This is a genomic window from Rhodopseudomonas sp. BR0G17 (assembly GCF_010907025.1).
GTDB classification, from domain to species: Bacteria; Pseudomonadota; Alphaproteobacteria; order Rhizobiales; family Xanthobacteraceae; genus Rhodopseudomonas; species Rhodopseudomonas palustris_H.
Map to the genome: position 1 here is coordinate 339690 of NZ_QUML01000002.1, position 18805 is coordinate 358494.

Genomic DNA, 18805 nt, shown 5'->3' on the forward strand with positions numbered 1-18805 from the left:
GCGTCCTATCCGGGCGCTGGTGCCCCTTTCACGGGAACCGATGGCGACCGCGGTCGGTTCTGGTTCCGCAACGCCCCCACGGCGGCCGTTTTCCGCCCCTTCACATGAGTTCGCCCATGCGCAAAATCGTCGTCCGCTCGCTTGCCGTCCTCGGCGTCGTCGCGGTTCCTGTTGTGTCCGCGCTCGCCCTGCAGCGCGAGCAGACCGCCCCGGCCGACCTCGACCTGATCGGCGGCGTCATCCAGCTGGTGCAGCGCGCCTACGTCCATCCGATCCCCTCGGACGAACTGACCAAGGATGCCCTGAAGGGCATGCTGAACCGGCTCGATCCGCACTCGGACTACATGGACGAGAAGGAATTCAAGGACATGCAGACCGACATGTCGGGCCAGTTCGGCGGCCTCGGCATGCAGATCACCGCCCAGGGCGGGATTCCGCGGATCGTGTCGCCGATCGACGGCACCCCGGCGGCGCGCGCCAAGCTCGAGCCGGGTGACCTGATTATCAAGGTCGGCGCCGCCACCACCCAGGGCATGAGCCTGCGCAACGTCGTCGACATGCTGCGCGGCGTGCCGGGCACCAAGGTCACCATCACCATCATGCGCGGCAAGGACGAGCCGTTCGACGTCACGCTGACCCGCGAAATCATCAAGGTCGCGTCGGTGAAGTCGGAGATGAAGCCGGACGGCGTCGGCTATATCCGCATCAGCCAGTTCGGCGGCGACACTGCCGACGGCTTCACCGCTGCACTCGCCAAGCTGAAGAGCGACGCCAAAAACGATGGTCTCAAGGGCCTGGTGATTGACCTGCGCAACGACCCGGGCGGACTGCTCAACGCTGCGGTCTCGGTTGCCGGCGATCTGCTCGACGGCGGCACTGTGGTGTCGATCCGCGGCCGCCAGGCCGATGATCAGCGGGTGTTCTCGGCTCCGTCGAAGGGCGACAAGCTGCCGGGCGTACCGATCGTGGTGCTGATCAACGGCGCCTCGGCCTCGGCATCGGAGATCGTTGCCGGCGCCTTACAGGACCGCAAGCGCGCCACCGTGATGGGCACCACCAGCTTCGGCAAGGGTTCGGTGCAGACCGTGATCCCGATCAAGGGCCACGGCGCGGTGCGGCTGACCACGGCGCTTTACTACACGCCGGCCGGCCGCTCGATTCAGGACGAAGGCATCGTGCCGGACGTGATCGAAGAGGCGCCGAAGGATCAACAGATCAGCGGTGGCCCGCTGATCCGCGAGAGCGCGCTGCACGGCGCGATCGCCAATCCGGGCAAACTCAGTAAGTCGGACGCTACGCCCGCACCGACCACGCCGAAGATCGGCGAGCCGACCGACGACAAGACCAAGTCCGCGACCTCGGCGCCGATCAAGGCCGACCTGATCGGCAAGCCCGAAGACGCCCAGCTCAACGCCGCGCTGGCGTTGGTCCTGAAGAAGGACGGCGCGCCGAAGTAACGACCGGCGCCCCGAGCGGAACCACCCGTACACCCCTATGGCGAAGAGGCGCGTAGCGCCGTCTCGAACCATGGGCGGCGGGCGGCGCGTTGGCCTCACCCTTCGAGACGCCCGGCTTCGCCGGGCTCCTCACAGCCCGACAGGAAATCCGGGCAATGACATCAAGCGCTTTCGTTGCAACCCGTCATGCCCGGCCTCGTGCCGGGCATCCACGGCTTGCAGCGAAAGCAGCAAGAAAGGCGCGTGGATGGCCGGGATAAGTCCGACCATGACGAACTAATCGTCAATTGAACGGCTTGCGAAAGCCTTTGAATTTGCTGTCCGCATTTCCGGTCAGGCTCTCGGGCTGAGGACTCAGTGCCCTTGGGAACGAGAGCGGCGGACGACCTCCGCTCTCGTTTCCACCGACAATTCACCGCGGCCGGGCGCGGTCGATAATCGCGGCGAAGTTCATGCCCTTCGGCAGCGCGCCGTAGTGATGGGCACCGCGCTGCGCCAGCCGTGAGGCGCAGTACGCTTCGGCGACCTCTTCCGGCGCATGCCGGATCAGCACGCTGGCCTGCAGCCCGACCGCGAGGCGATCGACCAGATCGCGGGCGCGCTCCTCGAAGTCCGAAGCATCGCGCATGTCATCCTTCAAAGCGCCGATGTGACGATCGAACGCCACATCGGCGCCCTTGGCCTGCTCGACCTCGGCGAAATACGCCTGCAGCGTTTCAGGCGTACGGGTCATTGCCCGCAGCACGTCGAGACATTGCACGTTGCCGGAGCCTTCCCAGATCGCGTTGACCGGGCTTTCGCGGAAGTGACGCGGCATCGGCCCATCTTCCATCACGCCGGAGCCGCCGATGCACTCCATCGCCTCAGCGGTGAGACCGGGCGTGCGCTTGCAGATCCAGTATTTGCCGATCGCTGAACCGATCCGGATCAGATGCGCCTGCTGCTCGTCGCCACGGTGGTCGAGCGCGCGGGCGATCCGCATCGTCAGCGCCAGCGCCGCTTCGGTCTCGAGCGCCAGATCCGCCAGCACGTTCTGCATGATTGGCTGCTCGATCAGCAGCCGACCGAAAGCCTTGCGCTGCCGGCAATGGTCGATCGCCTGCGACAGTGCCGCCCGCATGATCGCCGACGAGCCGATCATGCAATCGAACCGGGTCATCGCCACCATCTCGATGATGGTGGCAACGCCGCGGCCTTCCGGCCCGATCATCCAGCCGAGCGCGCCGCGCAGTTCGGTCTCGCTCGAGGCGTTCGAGGCATTGCCCATCTTCTTCTTCAGCCGCAGCACCTGCAGCGGGTTCTTGGCTCCGTCCGGCTTCCAGCGCGGCACCAAAAAACACGACAGCCCGCCCGGTGCCTGAGCCAGCACCAGGAAGGCATCGCACATCGGTGCCGAGACGAAGAACTTGTGACCGACCAGCTCGTATTCACCGCCGGGCCCGCCGGCGCCGACCGGGATCGCCCGGGTGGTGTTGGCGCGGACGTCCGAACCGCCCTGCTTTTCGGTCATCGCCATGCCGATGGTGATGCCCTGCTTCTGATCGGCCGGAACATTCCGTGCGTCGTAGCTGCGCGCCAGGATCTTCGGCAGCCACTGCTTGGCGACGTCGGGCTGCAGGCTGATGCACGGCACCGCCGCGAACGTCATACTGATCGGGCAGCCGTGGCCGGCCTCGATCTGGCTGTGCAGGTAGAACCGCGCCGCGCGGGCGACATGCGCACCCTTGCGTGGATCGGTCCACGGCGAGGCGTGCAGCCCGTTCTCGATCGAAGTCTGCATCAGCCGGTGATAGGCGGGGTGGAAGCGCACCAAATCGGTGCGGCGGCCGTAGCGATCATGGGTGTCGAATTCCGGCAGATGGCGGTTCGCCAGCGCGCCGAGTTCGAGATACTCGGCTGTGCCGATTCGGGCGCCGAAATCGGCAATGTCGTTGGCGGCCCATTCGGCGCCCTCGCGCGTCACCGCCTCGACCAGCGGCCGGTCGGCGGTGAACAGATTGTAGTCGGCGAGTTCGACCGGCTGGTTGATCACCTCGTGGGTGACGGCGCCGTAGCTGTCGGCAATGGCGGCGTTGAGCATTCAGGTCCTCCCGGAGCGGCGCCTCTGGCGCTTGCGATGGTTCGGCAGGCATCATAGGCAACCCGCATCGGGCAGGTGTTCGGATTGGGCCTGGATGGCGAAGCGCGCGGAAACCCCAGCAAAATCACGGCGAAGGCCGGTGCAGCCGCGCTCGCACGAAACCTCGCGGGCGATCCGCGACGCATTTGTTCGGCTTCTCGACGAAAAGCCGTTCTCCGAAGTCACGATCCGCGAGATCGTGCTGGTGGCCGGCGTCGGGCTCGGCACCTTCTACGAATATTTCTCCAGCAAGGATGAGCTGGCGCGCGCCTGCGTGCATCTGCGGACCAAGGATCTGCTGCTGGCGCTGCGCCGCCGGCGCACCGCGCTCGGCAGCTATGATCTTGCCACCGGCGTCACGGCGGCGATCACGGCGCAGGCCGAAATTTATGCGCAGGCGCCGCGCGAATGGATGCAGCATTTCATGCTGGAGCGGCACAAGAGCGAGCGCAGCCACTATCTCGACGCCTACGACCTGTTCCTGAAGGAATGGGAGGCGTTGCTCGAAGGCGCCTCCGACTGGCCACCCGGCCGCTCCGCCGCCGAAGCGGCGTTGCCGGTTTTCAGCCTGATGTACGGAATGTTCGCCCACGCTTTGATCCGGGGCATGCCGCCCGCCGATTTTGCGGTGTACCGCCACCAGCTGGTGCGGGCGGCGCTCGGCTGTCTGGCGGGAATGGTGCCGCCAGAGGCAAGCGCCGGAGCAATGGAACCCGGCGGCCGTCGCCGCGCTTGAGATCGAGCGGGTTCCGCCGCAGGGGAACGGGGATTCGAGAGTGGCCGACATCTGGACGCGTAAATCGCTGAGCAGCCTGCAAATCGAGGCTGCGGCCGGGGACAGCGGCGACGGCGAGGTGCGCCACCTGAAGCGGTCGCTGTCGGCGGTCAATCTGGTCGCGCTTGGGGTCGGCGGCATTATCGGCGCCGGCATCTTCGTGCTCACCGGCCATGCCGCCGCGGCCAATGCCGGACCGGCCGTCTCGCTGTCGTTCGTGCTCGGCGCGGTCGCCTGCGCCTTCGCCGGGCTGTGCTACGCCGAGATGGCTTCGACCGTGCCGGTGTCGGGCAGCGCCTACACCTATGCGTATGCGACGATCGGCGAGCTCGTGGCCTGGATCATCGGCTGGGACCTGATCCTGGAATACGCCGTCGGCGCCACCACGGTGGCGATCGGCTGGTCCGGTTACTTCGTCAGCCTGCTCGGCAATTTCGGCATCCACCTGCCGGCGCAGTTCACGACGGCACCGCTGGCCTATGACGCAGCCACCCACGCCTGGTCGACCACCGGGGCGATTCTCAACCTGCCGGCGATGGCGATCATCCTGGCGATCTCGACGCTGCTGGTGATCGGCATCCAGGAATCGGCGCGGTTCAACAACGTCATCGTCTGCATCAAGCTCACGGTGATCGCGCTGTTTCTGATCTTCGCCGCTCCGATGGTGACGCCGGCCAACTGGGTGACGGCGGCCAATCCGGACGGCGCGTTCATTCCGCCGGCGCAGGAGAATGGCGTCTTCGGCTGGTCGGGTGTGCTGCGCGGCGCCGCGGTGGTGTTCTTCGCCTTCATCGGTTTCGACGCGGTCTCGACTGCCGCGCAGGAGGCCAAGAACCCGCAACGCGACATGCCGCTCGGCATCCTCGGCTCGCTGGCGATCTGCACCGTGCTGTACGTCTCGGTGGCGTTCGTGCTGACCGGGATCGTGCCCTATGACCGGCTCAACGTGCCCGATCCGATCGCGGTCGGGATCGACGCCGCCGGGATCGGCTGGCTGTCTTCGATCGTCAAGATCGGCGTCGTCACCGGACTGACCTCGGTGGTCCTGTTGCTGCTGCTCGGCCAAACCCGCGTGCTGCGCGCGATGGCGCATGATGGCCTGATGCCGAAGGCGGCCGCCGCCACCCACCCACGCTTCCGCACCCCGCATGTCGCCACCATCGGCACCGGCCTGATCATCGCCGGCCTTGCCGGGGTGCTGCCGATCGGACTGGTCGGCGAGCTGGTCAGCATCGGCACTCTATTCGCGTTCGCGGTGGTCTGCGTCGGCGTGCTGGTGCTGCGGATCAAGCACCCGGAGCAGCACCGCCCGTTCAGGGCGCCGGCGATCTGGCTGGTGGCGCCGGCCGGCGCGATCGTGTCGTTTGTGCTGATGCTCGGCCTGCCGCTCGATACCTGGATACGGCTCGGGGTGTGGCTGGCGATCGGCCTTGCGATCTACTTCCTGTACGGCCGTCATCACAGCAAGCCCGCGGGGCGCTAGACTAGGCTCGGCGGACAACGGCCAGGAGGCATCCGATGAGCACGAGCGCCGAGCATCAACGCACCGCACTGGTCACCGGCGCCAATTCCGGCCTCGGCAAGGCTATCGTCACCGCGCTGGCGGCGGACGGCCTGCGTGTCGGGCTGGTGTCACGCGACCGCGCCCGCGGCGAAGCAGCGCTCGCGGATCTTCGCGCCGCCACCGGCAATCAAGACTTGCACCTGTTCGTTGCCGATCTGTCCGATCAGGTCTCTGTCCGCGCTCTGGCGCAGGCGGTGCGCGATCGCTTCGACCGGTTGCATCTACTGATCAACAATGCCGGCACTGCTTTTGCGGAGCGGCGGCTGAGCCCGCAAGGCATCGAATGCGCGCTCGCGACCAATCACCTCGGGCCGTTCCTGCTCACCAACCTGCTGCTCGACCTGATCAAAGCCAGCGCACCGGCGCGGATCGTCAATGTCGGCACCCGCATCGATGCGGCGATGGATTTTGACGACCTGAACTGGGACAAGCGTACCTACGGCATGATGAAGGGCTACGCGCAGTCCAAGCTCGGCAATCTGCATTTCACCTTCGAACTGGCGCGCCGGCTCGAAGGCAGCGGCGTGACCGTCAATTGCGTGTTCCCCGGCGTGTTCAAATCTAACCTCGGTGGCACCGACGGCGCCCAGGGCCTGTTCTGGAAGCTGCTGATCAGGTTCGGCGGCTGGGCAATCCCGACAGCCGAAACCGCCGCCCAGCGTGTGCTGTATCTCGCCAACGCACCGGAGCTCGCGGACGTCCGCGGCCAGTACTTCGCCGATCGCAAGACGATTCCCGCCCCGGCCCAGGCGCTCGACACCGAAGCCAATCGGCAGCTGTGGGAGATCAGTGAGCGACTGACCGGGCTGTCACCGCCGCAAACCGGCATCGGCCAGGAGACGCCGTGACGCCTCCTCCCGCGACGTCCGCGACGCAGCAAGCGCCGAGCGGCACCCCGCAGGAAGTGCTGCTTGTGTTTCTCAAGCTCGGCCTCACCTGTTTCGGCGGGCCAATCGCGCATCTGGGTTACTTCCGCGACGAGTTCGTCGTCCGGCGGCGCTGGCTCGACGAGCAGAGCTACGGCGATCTGGTCGGGCTATGCCAATTCCTGCCTGGCCCCGCCAGCAGTCAGGTCGGATTCGCGATCGGCCTCAAGCGCGCCGGCGCTCTCGGCGCGCTCGCCGCCTGGACGGGATTCACGCTGCCATCGGCGCTTGCGCTGGTGCTGTTCGCTTATGGCGCCGCCGCGCTCGACGGCCCGCTCGGCACCGGCCTGCTGCACGGGCTGAAGCTGACGGCGGTGGCGATCGTCGCCCAGGCGGTGTGGGGGATGTCGCGTCAGCTTTGTCCTGATCGCGAGCGTGCAACCATTGCGGTCGCGGCGGCGCTGATCGTGCTCCTCAGCACCCTGCCGGTCGCTCAGCTCGGCGCAATCGCGCTTGGCGGAATGGCCGGGATGTTGTGGTGCCGCAGGGACACGCTGCAGCACTTTGGCGACGTCGAGGCACGGGTATCACGGCCGATCGGCGTGGCCGCGCTACTCGGCTTCGTCGTGCTGTTGCTCGGTTTGCCGCTCCTCGCTCAATCGAGCGGATCGTCGATCGTCGCGGCGTTCGATGCGTTCTATCGCTCGGGTGCGCTCGTGTTCGGCGGCGGCCATGTGGTGCTGCCACTGCTCCGCGATGCGTTCGTCGGGCCGGGATGGGTGAGCGACGACGCGTTCCTCGCCGGCTACGGCGCGGCGCAGGCCGTGCCGGGACCGCTGTTCAGCTTCGCGGCTTATTTGGGCGCGATCGCGGCGCCGGTCCAAGGACTGGTCGGCGCGGCGATCGGTCTGGTCGGCATCTTCCTGCCGGGCTTCCTGATCCTGCTCGGCGTGCTGCCGTTCTGGCATGGACTGCGGCGCTATCCGGCCGCGCAGGCGATGATGCGCGGCGTCAACGCCGCCGTAGTCGGCCTGCTCGGCGCCGCACTATATAGCCCGGTCTGGACCACCACGATCCGCAGCATGGCCGATGTTGCGGTCGCGCTCACCGGCTTTGCACTACTGACGATCTGGCGCGTGCCGCCGCTCGTTGTCGTCGCCTTCAGTGCGGCGGCGGGCATCGTCGGCGCACTGGTCAACTAAGTGCGGGGCGAGCGGGGCGCGCTCACCGCCCCTTGCTGCGGCCCTTCTCGGCCGCCTTGGCCAGCGCCGCCGCGAACGCACCGCCGCCGCTCGGGGCTTCCTGGCGCGGCTTGTAGCGGTCGACCAGCTTGGCACTGGCGCCGCCGCCACCCCCGCCGGTGCGGCGCTCGCCGGGAGCGGGGATCGGGTCGGACATCCGCAGCGTCAGGCCGATGCGGTTACGCGGCACGTCGACCTCGAGCACCTTGACCTTCACCACCTGGCCCGGCTTCACCACTTCGCGCGGATCGTTGATGCGCCGCTCCGACATCGCCGAGATGTGAATCAGGCCGTCCTGATGCACGCCGATATCGGCGAAGGCGCCGAACGCCGCCACGTTGGTGATCGTGGCTTCCAGGATCATTCCGGGCTTGAGGTCGGTGATCTTCTCGACGCCTTCCTGGAAGGTCGCGGTCTTGAACTCGGGACGCGGGTCGCGGCCGGGCTTTTCCAGCTCCTTCAGGATGTCGCTGACGGTCGGAATACCGAACTTCTCGTCCGCGAAGGCCTGCGGCTTGAGGCCCTGCAGCACCTTGGTCTGGCCGATCAGCGCCTTGATGTCGCTCTTGGTGGCAGCCAGGATCTTTTTGACGAGCGGATAGGATTCCGGGTGCACACCGGAGGCATCGAGCGGGTTTTCGCCGTCGCGAATCCGCAAGAACCCGGCGCACTGTTCGAACGCCTTCGGCCCCAGCCGCGGAACTTCCTTGAGCTTGTCACGGCTCGGGAACGGCCCGTTGGCGTCGCGATGCGCCACGATGTTCACCGCCAGCGTCTCGCCGATGCCCGACACCCGCGCCAGCAGCGGCGCCGAAGCGGTATTGAGATCGACGCCGACCGCGTTCACGCAGTCTTCCACCGTCGCGTCGAGCGCACGCGCCAGCGCGTGCTGATTGAGGTCGTGCTGATACTGGCCGACGCCGATCGACTGCGGCGGCACCTTCACCAATTCGCCAAGCGGATCCTGCAGACGGCGCGCGATCGACACCGCGCCGCGGATCGACACGTCGAGATCGGGGAATTCCTTGGAGGCGAATTCAGAGGCCGAATACACCGACGCGCCGGCTTCCGACACGATCGCCTTGGTCAGCTTCAAATCCGGCTTGGCCTTCATCAGATCGGCGACCAGCTTCTCGGTCTCGCGCGAGGCGGTGCCGTTGCCGATCGCCACCAGCTCGATGCGGTGCTTCACGCAGAGCTGCGCCAACGTCAGCATGCTCTCGTTCCACTGCCGCTGCGGCTCGTGCGGATAGATCGTGGCGTGATCGACCAGCTTGCCGGTACGGTCGATCACCGCGACCTTGACGCCGGTGCGGAAGCCCGGATCGAGGCCGAGCGTGGCACGGCCGCCGGCCGGCGCGGCGAGCAGCAGGTCGCGTAGATTCGCCGCGAACACCCGCACCGCTTCGGTCTCGGCCTGTTGCCACAGCCGCATCCGCATATCGAGCGCCAGCGCGGTCTTGATCCGCGTCCGCCATGCCCAGCGCACGCAATCCGACAGGAAGCCGTCGGCGGGGCGCCCCTTGCGGGCGATGCCGAAGGTCGCGGCGATGCGGTTCTCGTACTGGGTCGGCTCCTTCGACTCCGGATCTTCGCCGTCGCCGAAATCGAGCGACAGCACCTCTTCCTTCTCGCCGCGCAGCAGCGCCAGGATGCGGTGCGACGGCAGCTTCTCGTACGGCTCGGAGAAGTCGAAGTAATCGGCGAATTTGGCACCAACGGTCTTCTTGCCGTCGCGCACGGAGGCCTTCAGCGCGCCGCGGCTCCACATCGCTTCGCGCAGCGAGCCGGTGAGGTCGGCGTGTTCGGAGAAGCGCTCGACCAGGATGGCGCGGGCGCCTTCGAGCGCGGCCTTGACGTCGGCGACCGGATGCTCGCCCTCGGCCTTCACATAGGCGGCCGCCTCGGCCTGCGGATCCTTGTCGGGGTTCTGCAACAGCAGATCGGCGAGCGGCTCCAGGCCCGCCTCGCGCGCGATCTGCGCCTTGGTCCGGCGCTTCTCCTTGAACGGCAGATAGATGTCTTCGAGACGCGCCTTGCTGTCGGCCTTCAGCAGCGCCGCCTCCAGCTCCGGCGTCATCTTGCCCTGCTGCTTGATGCTGTCGATGATCGCGGTGCGGCGCGCCTCCATCTCGCGGAGGTAACGCAGCCGCTCCTCGAGGGTGCGGAGCTGCGCGTCGTCGAGCATCCCGGTCGCCTCTTTGCGGTAGCGGGCGATGAACGGCACGGTCGATCCGCCGTCGAGCAGGTCGATGGCGGCCTGGACCTGCTGCTCACGGACGGCGAGTTCGGATGCGATGACGGACGCGATGTTCGGCACTGGGAGTCTCTTTGGCAGATTCGAAGGAGGGGGACTCGGCCACGGCGGCGCGGCGAATCGAAGGCAACCTACGCGATCTTGCGGGCAAGATGCAGGGCGCGTGAACGCCCGGTGCACGACGTGTGCATAACCCCTCGGGCGCCGCTCCGAACCAAATCGATTCGCCGTGTTCCCTGTTGAAAACGCCGGTTTATTTCGCCGGCACGTCGGCTTCGGCGTCGAGCACCCGGCGCAGCATCCGTGCCAGATCGGCACGGCGATACGGCTTCGGCAGCAGCTGCACGGCAGGACCGAGCCGGCCATGATGCAGCATCGCGTTCTCGGTGTAGCCGGAGGTGAACAGCACCTTCAGACCCGGCTTGTACTTGCGCAGCTCCTCGGCGAGCTGCGGCCCGTTCATGCCGCCGGCCAGCATCACGTCGGTGAACAGCAGATCGAATTCGACGTCGTCATACACCATCGACATCGCTTCCGCCGCGGAAGCCGCAGAGTGCGCGGTGTAGCCGAGCGCCTTCAGATGCGTCATCACGTAGCTACGCACCAGCGCATCGTCTTCCACCACCAGCACCGACTCGCGGCCGCCCTGCGCCAGCGGCGGCGCGGCGCTGTCGAGCCCGGTATCGAGCGACGCGACCGCATAGGGCAGATACAGCCGAATGGTCGTCCCGTGCCCTTCCTCGCTGTACAGCTCGATATGGCCGCCTGACTGCTTGACGAAGCCGTACACCATGCTGAGGCCGAGGCCGGTGCCTTCGCCGACCGGCTTGGTGGTGAAGAACGGCTCGAACACCCGGTCGCGGATCGCCGCCGGAATGCCGCAACCGGTGTCGCTCACCGCCAGCATCACGTAGCGTCCGGCGCTGACTTCGTCGTGCTGCGCTGCATAGGCTTGGTCGAGATCGACGTTGCCGGTCTCCAGCAGCAGCTTGCCGTTGCCCTTCATCGCATCGCGGGCGTTGATCGCAAGGTTGATCAGCGCGCTGCCGAGTTGCGACGGATCGGCCAGCGCCGGGCGCAGATCCGGCGACGGCTCGACATCGATCTCGATGCCGGCGCCGAGCGTCGGCCGCAGCAGCTTGACGGTGTCGAGCATCAGCGCGTTGACGTCGATGCTGCGCGGCTGCAGCGGCTGCTTGCGCGAAAACGACAACAGGCCGTGGGTGAGATCGGAGGCGCGCGTCACCGCCTGGTCGACCATGGTGGCAACGTCTCTCAGCGCCGGCCGGTCGGACACGCCGTCGGCGAGCATTTCGATGCCGCCGGTGATCACCGTGAGAATGTTGTTGAGGTCGTGCGCGACGCCGCCGGTGAGTTGGCCGATCGCCTGCATCTTCTGCGCCTGGCGCAGCTGGCGCTCGGATTCCTTGAACGCCGTGAGGTTGCGATACACGATCACCGCGCCTGCGAACGAGCCATCCGGGTTTTCCATGCGCCGCGCGCTTGCGGCGAGCTGCACCACCGGGTCATCACCGTGGCGGATACCGAGTTCGACGTTGTCGAAGCTCTCACCGCGCCGCGCCCGCGCTGCCGGACTGTCGTAATCCGGCATCGGCGTGACGCCGTCGGCGAGGAAGCGTTTGTACTTCCGCTTCCAGCGCTCGGAGCCGATGTCCTCGGCGACCCCGAACAAGGCCACGCAAGTCGGATTGGCAAACACCCGCTTGCCCTCGGCGTCGAGCACCGCCACCGCGTCCGCCATGCTGGCGATGGTCTTGTCGAGCAGCTCCGACTTGCTGCGCAGCGCCGCATTGGCTTCGTCGATCTTGGCAACGGTTTCGGCGAAGGCGTCGGCAAGAATGCGGCTCTCGCCGCGCAGCCCCGCCGGCATCACCAGCCGTCCGGTGCGCGAAAACGCCGCGACCGCTCGGGTGAGTTGCATGATCGGACTGGCGATCGAACGCGACAGCAGCGCCGACAGCAGCACCGCGCCGAGCACCGCCGCGAGGCCGACGATCAGGCCCGGCGTCCTGAGCGCGGTGGCGGGCGCCATGATCCGTTCCAGCGGTTCGGTTTCGATCACGGCGGTGCGGATGCCGTTCGACAGCGGCGCCATGACGATCGCCGCAGCGACCCGCTCACCGTCGGGCCGGGAGAACACCGCCGCGGCCCCAGGCTTGTCACCAAGCGCAGCGGCGAGTTGCGGAAAGTCGTCCTGCCAGCGCCGCTCCGGCTCCGCCGAGACGATGCGGCCGTCCATGTAGTTCATCATGTAGCCGCCGTCGGCCTCGACGAAATACACGTCGGTGTCGTTGTCCAGCACATCACGGATGCGTTCGAACACGGGCCGCAGATCGTAAGTGATCATCAGCACCGCAAACACCGCGCCGCTGGAATCGCGCACCGGCGCCGCGGCTGTGAACCGCGGTGACGACGAAGCGGCGGCGTCTGTCCCGCTCGGTGCCCAAAAGATCCGGATCGGCGAGAAGTACACCTCGTCGCCCGTCAGCTCCGCGGCACGTCTGAACGTCTCGTCATCACCGAGCGTTGGCAGTTCGGCGTCAGGCACGGTGCGGATGCTGCGGTTCGGCCCGTGGCGATCGACGGCGATCAAGGCGCGCCCGCCATTGGCGACGCCGACCAGCCGATAGGCCAGAAGGCCGGGCTTGACCTGCATGTTGCCCGCATACGCCGCCGCCAGATGCGCCCGCCACTGTGCTTCAGTGAGTCCGACCTCCGGATCGGTGCCGCCGTTGAGCCGCGACCTGACGATGCCGAGATGCGCCGGCAGCAGCCGGGCCGAGAGCACTTCGTTGCGGATGATGCGGAGAACCGATTCGTAAGCGCCAAGCCGCGCCTTGGCCTGATAGGCGAGCCGCGTCAGCCCGGACGGCACGGCTGCCCGCCCGATGTTGTAGTACGCGAGCACTCCGATCGCCGCCACCGTACACGCCACCAGCACGGTCATCGCCAAGGTCAGGCGCACCGACAGGCGCATCGATCGAATCTCCGGGGGAAGGAACGCAGGACGAGAGCAAACTATAGGAAGCGCCGAAGCGACGCTACCATAGTCCTATCCTGATGTCGGACGGCTCACGTCGGGATTTCGCCAAATCCTTTGCCAGGCTTCAGCGGCTTCAGGCGGATCAGCCGGGAATCCTCGACAGCCGCCTGACGGTGCTTCACCGCCTCGCGATACACCGGATCGCGAATCATCTCCACGAATGCCGCAACACTCGGATACTCGGCGATGAACACGTGGTCCCAATCTTCGTGCTGAGGACCGATCAGCATCAGCTCGAACTGGCCCTGCCACACCACCTTGCCGCCGAGCCGCTCGAACACCGGGCCCGAGTCGCGACCGTACGCCGCATAGGCCTCGGCGCCGGTCGCCTGGCGGCCGTCCGGATAGGCGGCGCGCGGCTTCAGCCGCACCAGGTTGAGCATATGGATCGGACCCGGACGATCCATCTCGCGAAACTGCGCGAACACCTCCTTGGTCGGATCGATATGGCCGGTCATGCGCCCCTCCTGCTTGCTTTGAATTTGTTTGACCATGCTAGTATCACGCCCGAGCCGCCGATGTCTGCTACCGGAGCCTGCGCATGAACGCCGTTGCCACCCTTCTCGTCGCGCTGGTCGCGGCTCTGCACGTGTTTTTTCTTGTGCTCGAGATGTTTCTCTGGACCAAGCCGCTCGGGCTCAAGGTGTTTCGCAATAGTCCCGACAAAGCCGCGGCGTCCGCGGTGCTGGCTGGCAATCAGGGTCTGTACAACGGCTTCCTAGCGACCGGGCTGATCTGGTCGCTGCTGCACCCGAACGCCGCAGTGGCGCTGCAGCTTGCCACCTTCTTCCTCGGCTGCGTCATCGTCGCCGGATTGTACGGCGCCTGGACGGTGAGCCGGCGCATTCTCTACGTCCAGGCAGCTCCCGCCCTGGTGGCGCTGATCGCAGCGTGGGTCGCGTAGTCGGCAAGTAGGATGCTGCATCGCACAGCGCGGCAAATTGCAACGGCGCGCCATCGCGGCATTGCCAGACCTCGAGTGCTGATCCACACTCCCCGCTAACGGCGGCAGGCAAAACGCCGCCGGTCATAAGCCATGAGGGAGTAGACCAGCGATGAAGAGCCTGTATCAGGCCGCCGTAGCGGCTCTTGCGACCGTTGCGCTGACCGCCGTGCCCGCCGCGGCGCAAAAGAAATACGATCCGGGAGCGTCCGACACCGAGATCAAGATCGGCCAGACGGTGCCGTTCTCCGGCCCGGCCTCTGCCTACGCCGGCATCGGCAAAACCCAGGCCGCCTATATGCGAATGATCAATGATCAAGGCGGCATCAACGGCCGCAAGATCAACCTAATCCAGTACGACGACGCCTATTCGCCGCCCAAGGCCGTCGAGCAGGTCCGCAAACTGGTCGAAAGCGACGAGGTGCTGCTCACCTTCCAGATCATCGGCACGCCATCCAACGCCGCGGTGCAGAAATATCTCAACGCCAAGAAGGTGCCGCAACTGCTCGCCGCCACCGGCGCGACGCGGTTCACCGATCCGAAGAACTTCCCGTGGACGATGGGCTTCAACCCCAACTACCAGACCGAAGGCCGCATCTACGGCCGCTACATCCTGCAGAACCACCCCGACGCCAAGATCGGCATCCTGTTCCAGAATGATGATCTCGGCCGCGACTACGTCACCGGCCTGCGCGCCGCGCTCGGCGACAAGGCCGACAAGATGATCGTCGCCGAAGCCTCCTACGAACTCACTGATCCGACCGTCGACTCGCAGATCGTCAAGCTGAAGTCCGCCGGCGCCACGCTGCTGTACGACGCCTCGACGCCGCGCTTCGCCGCGCAGGCGATCAAGAAGGTCGCGGACCTCGGCTGGAATCCGATCCATATCCTCGACATCAACGCCAGCCCGGTGTCGGCCACGCTGAAGCCGGCCGGCCTCGACATCTCCAAGGGCATCATCAGCGTCAATTACGGCAAGGACCCTGCCGATCCGCAATGGGCCAACGACGAGGGCGTGAAGAAGTATTTCGCCTTCATGGATAAGTACTATCCGGATGGCGACAAGCTCAACACCGTCAACAGCTACGGCTACAGCACCGCGGAGCTGCTGGTCACCATCCTCAAGCAGTGCGGCGACAACCTGACCCGCGAGAACGTCATGAAGCAGGCCGCCAACCTGAAGAATGTCGTCGGCGACCTGTCGCTGCCGGGCATGTCGGTCAACACCTCGCCGACCGACTTCCGCGTCAACAAGCAGCTCCGGATGATGAAGTTCAACGGCGAGCGCTGGGAGCTGTTCGGCCCGATCATCGAGGACGACGCGGCGATGTAATCGCAGCAATCAGTTCGGCAGCAGCACGCCATTCCGGGTCGCGGGTGGAACTCGCGCCCCGGATTCCCCCATCGCGATAGTAGCAAAGCCGATCTCCGAGGGCGGTTTCCTGATCCTCAGAGAGGACGGCTTATTCAGCCGGATACCAGAAGACGGCCTTTCTACCCCGGTACATCGCCGGGTATCGACCAATTCTGCACAGACAGCCTGCCCGAATCGCGTTCGAATGCCGCCAACAGACGGGAGTGGAAGCCGTTGAGTGGAGGCGCTGCCGGCGGCGGCGGATCAGCATGAGAGCAGACAGCACCAGCAACCGCTATTTCACCGTCGAACAGCTCGAGGAGCTGGCGGTCGCCAAGTACATCGAGGCGGCGCTGACGCCGGCCGGCGAGGAGCGCGACGAGCTGCTCGAAGAGGCCAAGCGGTTCGCCAGCCGGGCCAAGATGAAGAGCTGGCTGATGGGCGAGATCGGCGCTGCACCGCGCCGTCGCAACTATCACTAACCGCCGATACCCGATTGCCGGCACAGCGGCCTGGCACTCAGCAAAGGAACGGCTCTGCCCAAATCAGAACCGGCCAGTGGTGTTGGCCCTCGCGATTATTCCCACGGGATCGCGCTGACTTCGCGCTGCAGCCGGTCCATCGCGGTCATCACCGCGGCGCCGGCAAATTCCCGGCTGGCCTGGCCGGGATCGACCGTGGCGACCTTCCAATTCGCACCATTGGTGTCGTCACAGGGCTGGCACGGCCGAATCCGGATCGCCTCGACCTTGTCGCAGTGACGCTGGCCGCGGACGTCCTGCAGCAGCAGCGCCTCGATCTCCTCCGCGGTCCTCAACACCCTGGTCATCACTGGTTCCTTCTGTACGGTCGGCAGGCGCCGCATCGATCGCAGAGCTGTAGCGCAAGGTCTTGAGATGCCTCAAGTCTGCGCGGTTCCATCAAATCGAGAACCCGGCTTTAACCTTCGCTTTACCGGGCCTTAAACCGGGTTCGCTAGCGTCGCCTCAACGGTCGGCGTGGACGATGCGATGGCGTGGGGCAGGAAAAAAGCCGGCGAGAGGCGAGAGCCGAAATTCGGGTCCGGTGAATCGCTCGCCGACATGCGCCTGACGCCGCAGGATCGGGTGAACGTGGCCGACGACAAGCCGAAGAAGAAGCCCGCGGGCAAGGCCGGCGGCGGCGCGCGCAAGCGCAAGCCGCGCAAGGGCGTGATCGCGTCGGTGCGCCAGGCGATCGGCCGCGTGGTGTATTGGAGCGCGGTCGCCGGCATCTGGGCCGTGCTCGCGGTGGTCGGCGTCATGGTCTGGGTGGGCGCGCATCTGCCGCCGATCCAATCGCTGGAGATTCCGAAGCGGCCGCCGACCATCACGATCGTGGCCGACGACGGCTCGACCATGGCGGTGCGCGGCGAACAGGCCGGCACCAATGTGGCGCTCAAGGAGCTGCCGCCGTATTTGCCGAAGGCGTTCATCGCGATCGAAGACCGCCGGTTCTATCAGCACTTCGGCGTCGATCCGCTCGGTATCGCCCGCGCCGCGGTCACCAACGTGCTGCACCGGGGCGTGTCGCAAGGCGGCTCGACGCTGACCCAGCAGCTCGCCAAGAACCTGTTCCTGACCCAGGACCGCACGCTGACCCGCAAGCTGCAGGAGGTCGAGCTGGCGCTGTGGCTGGAGCGCAAACACTCCAAGGCCGAGATCCTCGAACTGTATCTGAACCGGGTGTATTTCGGCTCCGGCGCCTACGGGGTCGAGGCTGCGGCGCAGAAGTACTTCGGCAAGTCGGCCAAGGACGTCACGCTGGTCGAGGCGGCGATGCTGGCGGGCCTGGTCAAATCACCGTCGCGCCTCGCGCCGAACCGCAATCCCGAAGGCGCCGAAAAGCGCGCTCAGATCGTGCTCGCGGCGATGGCGGAGGCCGGCTTCGTCACCGACAAGCAGGCCCAGGCCGCAATCGCCAACCCGGTCTACACCGTCAAGCCGACCGGCGCCGGCACCATCAACTACGTTGCCGACTGGGTCACCGAGGTGCTGGACGATCTGGTCGGCCAGATCGACCAGTCGATCATCGTCGAGACCTCGATCGATCCGAGGCTGCAATCGGTGGCCGAGGCCGCGATCATCGACGAGCTGGCGGCCAAGAGCGTCAAATACAAGGTCACGCAGGGCGCGCTGGTGGCGATGACGCCGGACGGAACGGTGCGGGCGATGATCGGTGGGCGCAACTATGCCGACAGCCAGTTCAACCGCGCCGTCACCGCCAAGCGGCAACCCGGCTCGGCGTTCAAGCCTTTCGTGTATCTGACCGCGGTCGAAGCCGGGCTGACGCCCGACACCATCCGCCAGGACGCCCCGCTCGACCTCAAAGGCTGGAAGCCGGAGAACTACACCCACGAGTATTTCGGCGCGGTTACGCTGACCCAGGCGCTGGCGATGTCGCTGAACACGGTGGCGGTGCGGCTCGGGCTCGAAGTCGGGCCGAAGAACGTGGTGCGCACCGCGCACCGGCTCGGCATCGCCTCCAAGCTCGACGCCAACCCGTCGATCGCGCTCGGCACTTCGGAAGTGACGCTGACCGAGCTGGTCGGTGCCTACTCCACCTTCGCCAATGGCGGGCTGTTGGTGTCGCCGCATGTGGTGAAGCGGATCCGCACCGCGCAAGGCAACAAGGTGCTGTACGTCCGCAGCGACGAGCCGGCGGCCCGGGTGGTCGACCCGCGCGCGGTGGCGATGATGAACACCATGATGCAGGAGACGCTGCGCTCCGGCACCGCCCACAAGGCCGACCTGCCGGGCTGGGTTGCGGCTGGCAAGACCGGCACCAGCCAGGATTTCCGCGACGCATGGTTCCTTGGCTACACCTCGACGCTGGTCACCGGCGTCTGGCTCGGCAACGACGACAACTCGCCGACCAAGAAGGCCACCGGCGGCGGACTGCCGGTCGAGGTGTGGACGCGGTTCATGCGCGAAGCGCTCAAGGGCGAGACGCCGCAGCCATTGGCCGGCGACTGGAGCGGCGGCCCGATCGCGAGCAGCCCGCCGGCCGGCCTCGGCGGCGGCCTGAACGCCCCGCCCACTAGCGGTGGCACCATCGCGCAAGCCGGCCCGCGCGGCGAAACCCAGGTGATTAACGCCCCCCCGCCCCCCGGGGCAGGCCGCATGCCTCCGCCGACCCGCGCCAACG

The 18805-nt window shown here is 66.6% G+C and carries 14 protein-coding genes; 9 read left to right on the forward strand and 5 right to left on the reverse strand.

The window, feature by feature from the left end; all coding sequences use genetic code 11:
- Window positions 1-116 precede the first annotated feature (116 nt).
- Window positions 117-1457, forward strand: coding sequence for a S41 family peptidase (locus tag DY467_RS03665; protein ID WP_107342791.1), 1341 nt, complete (start codon window positions 117-119; stop codon window positions 1455-1457).
- A gap of 412 nt (window positions 1458-1869) precedes the next feature.
- On the opposite strand, the gene DY467_RS03670 is transcribed toward DY467_RS03665, so the two are convergent.
- Window positions 1870-3537, reverse strand: coding sequence for an isovaleryl-CoA dehydrogenase (locus DY467_RS03670; RefSeq protein WP_164634070.1), 1668 nt, complete (start codon window positions 3535-3537; stop codon window positions 1870-1872).
- 139 nt (window positions 3538-3676) lie between these two features.
- Here DY467_RS03670 and DY467_RS03675 point away from each other — a divergent pair, with 139 nt between their 5' ends.
- Genes DY467_RS03675 through chrA form a run of 4 tightly spaced genes read left to right on the forward strand, consistent with a single transcriptional unit; the run spans window position 3677 to window position 7983 of the window.
- A complete protein-coding gene (locus DY467_RS03675; protein WP_349627606.1) occupies window positions 3677-4312 on the forward strand; it encodes a TetR/AcrR family transcriptional regulator in 636 nt (211 codons plus the stop codon).
- Window positions 4313-4352: 40 nt separating this feature from the next.
- Window positions 4353-5834 (forward strand): amino acid permease, encoded by a 1482-nt coding sequence (locus DY467_RS03680; protein ID WP_164634071.1) that lies wholly within the window; start codon window positions 4353-4355, stop codon window positions 5832-5834.
- A gap of 35 nt (window positions 5835-5869) precedes the next feature.
- Window positions 5870-6763 carry an SDR family oxidoreductase gene (locus DY467_RS03685; protein ID WP_164634072.1) on the forward strand — a complete coding sequence of 298 codons (894 nt, stop codon included), beginning with the start codon at window positions 5870-5872 and terminating at the stop codon, window positions 6761-6763.
- The gene (gene chrA / locus DY467_RS03690) at window positions 6760-7983 is read left to right on the forward strand and encodes a chromate efflux transporter (protein WP_164634073.1); all 1224 of its coding nucleotides are present in this window, start codon (window positions 6760-6762) and stop codon (window positions 7981-7983) included. The genes DY467_RS03685 and chrA overlap by 4 nt, the downstream gene beginning before the upstream one ends.
- 22 nt (window positions 7984-8005) lie before the next feature.
- Here chrA and DY467_RS03695 read toward each other — a convergent pair whose 3' ends face one another.
- The 3 genes from DY467_RS03695 to DY467_RS03705 form a co-directional block, all read right to left on the reverse strand.
- Window positions 8006-10342: a Tex family protein gene (locus DY467_RS03695; protein ID WP_107342785.1), complete on the reverse strand. Its 2337-nt coding sequence runs from the start codon at window positions 10340-10342 to the stop codon at window positions 8006-8008.
- Window positions 10343-10532: 190 nt separating this feature from the next.
- Window positions 10533-13277 (reverse strand): ATP-binding protein, encoded by a 2745-nt coding sequence (locus DY467_RS03700; protein WP_164634074.1) that lies wholly within the window; start codon window positions 13275-13277, stop codon window positions 10533-10535.
- A 95-nt stretch (window positions 13278-13372) separates the two neighbouring features.
- On the reverse strand, window positions 13373-13801 hold the full coding sequence (locus DY467_RS03705; protein WP_164634075.1) for a DUF1330 domain-containing protein: 429 nt from the start codon (window positions 13799-13801) through the stop codon (window positions 13373-13375).
- A gap of 83 nt (window positions 13802-13884) precedes the next feature.
- Here DY467_RS03705 and DY467_RS03710 point away from each other — a divergent pair, with 83 nt between their 5' ends.
- The 3 genes from DY467_RS03710 (at window position 13885) to DY467_RS03720 (ending at window position 16122) form a co-directional block, all read left to right on the forward strand.
- Window positions 13885-14247 (forward strand): DUF1304 domain-containing protein, encoded by a 363-nt coding sequence (locus DY467_RS03710; protein ID WP_164634076.1) that lies wholly within the window; start codon window positions 13885-13887, stop codon window positions 14245-14247.
- Between the two features lie 151 nt (window positions 14248-14398).
- Window positions 14399-15619, forward strand: a complete 1221-nt coding sequence (locus DY467_RS03715; protein WP_107342782.1) for an ABC transporter substrate-binding protein — start codon at window positions 14399-14401, stop codon at window positions 15617-15619.
- 290 nt (window positions 15620-15909) lie between these two features.
- Complete coding sequence (locus tag DY467_RS03720; RefSeq protein ID WP_107342781.1) at window positions 15910-16122, forward strand: hypothetical protein; 213 nt, start codon at window positions 15910-15912, stop codon at window positions 16120-16122.
- 95 nt (window positions 16123-16217) lie between these two features.
- On the opposite strand, the gene DY467_RS03725 is transcribed toward DY467_RS03720, so the two are convergent.
- The gene (locus tag DY467_RS03725; RefSeq protein ID WP_107357377.1) at window positions 16218-16469 is read right to left on the reverse strand and encodes a hypothetical protein; all 252 of its coding nucleotides are present in this window, start codon (window positions 16467-16469) and stop codon (window positions 16218-16220) included.
- Window positions 16470-16650: 181 nt separating this feature from the next.
- Between DY467_RS03725 and DY467_RS03730 the strand changes: the two genes are divergently transcribed.
- Window positions 16651-18805, forward strand: a 2155-nt coding sequence (locus DY467_RS03730; protein WP_246701444.1) for a transglycosylase domain-containing protein, incomplete at its 3' end; no start/stop codon positions are given.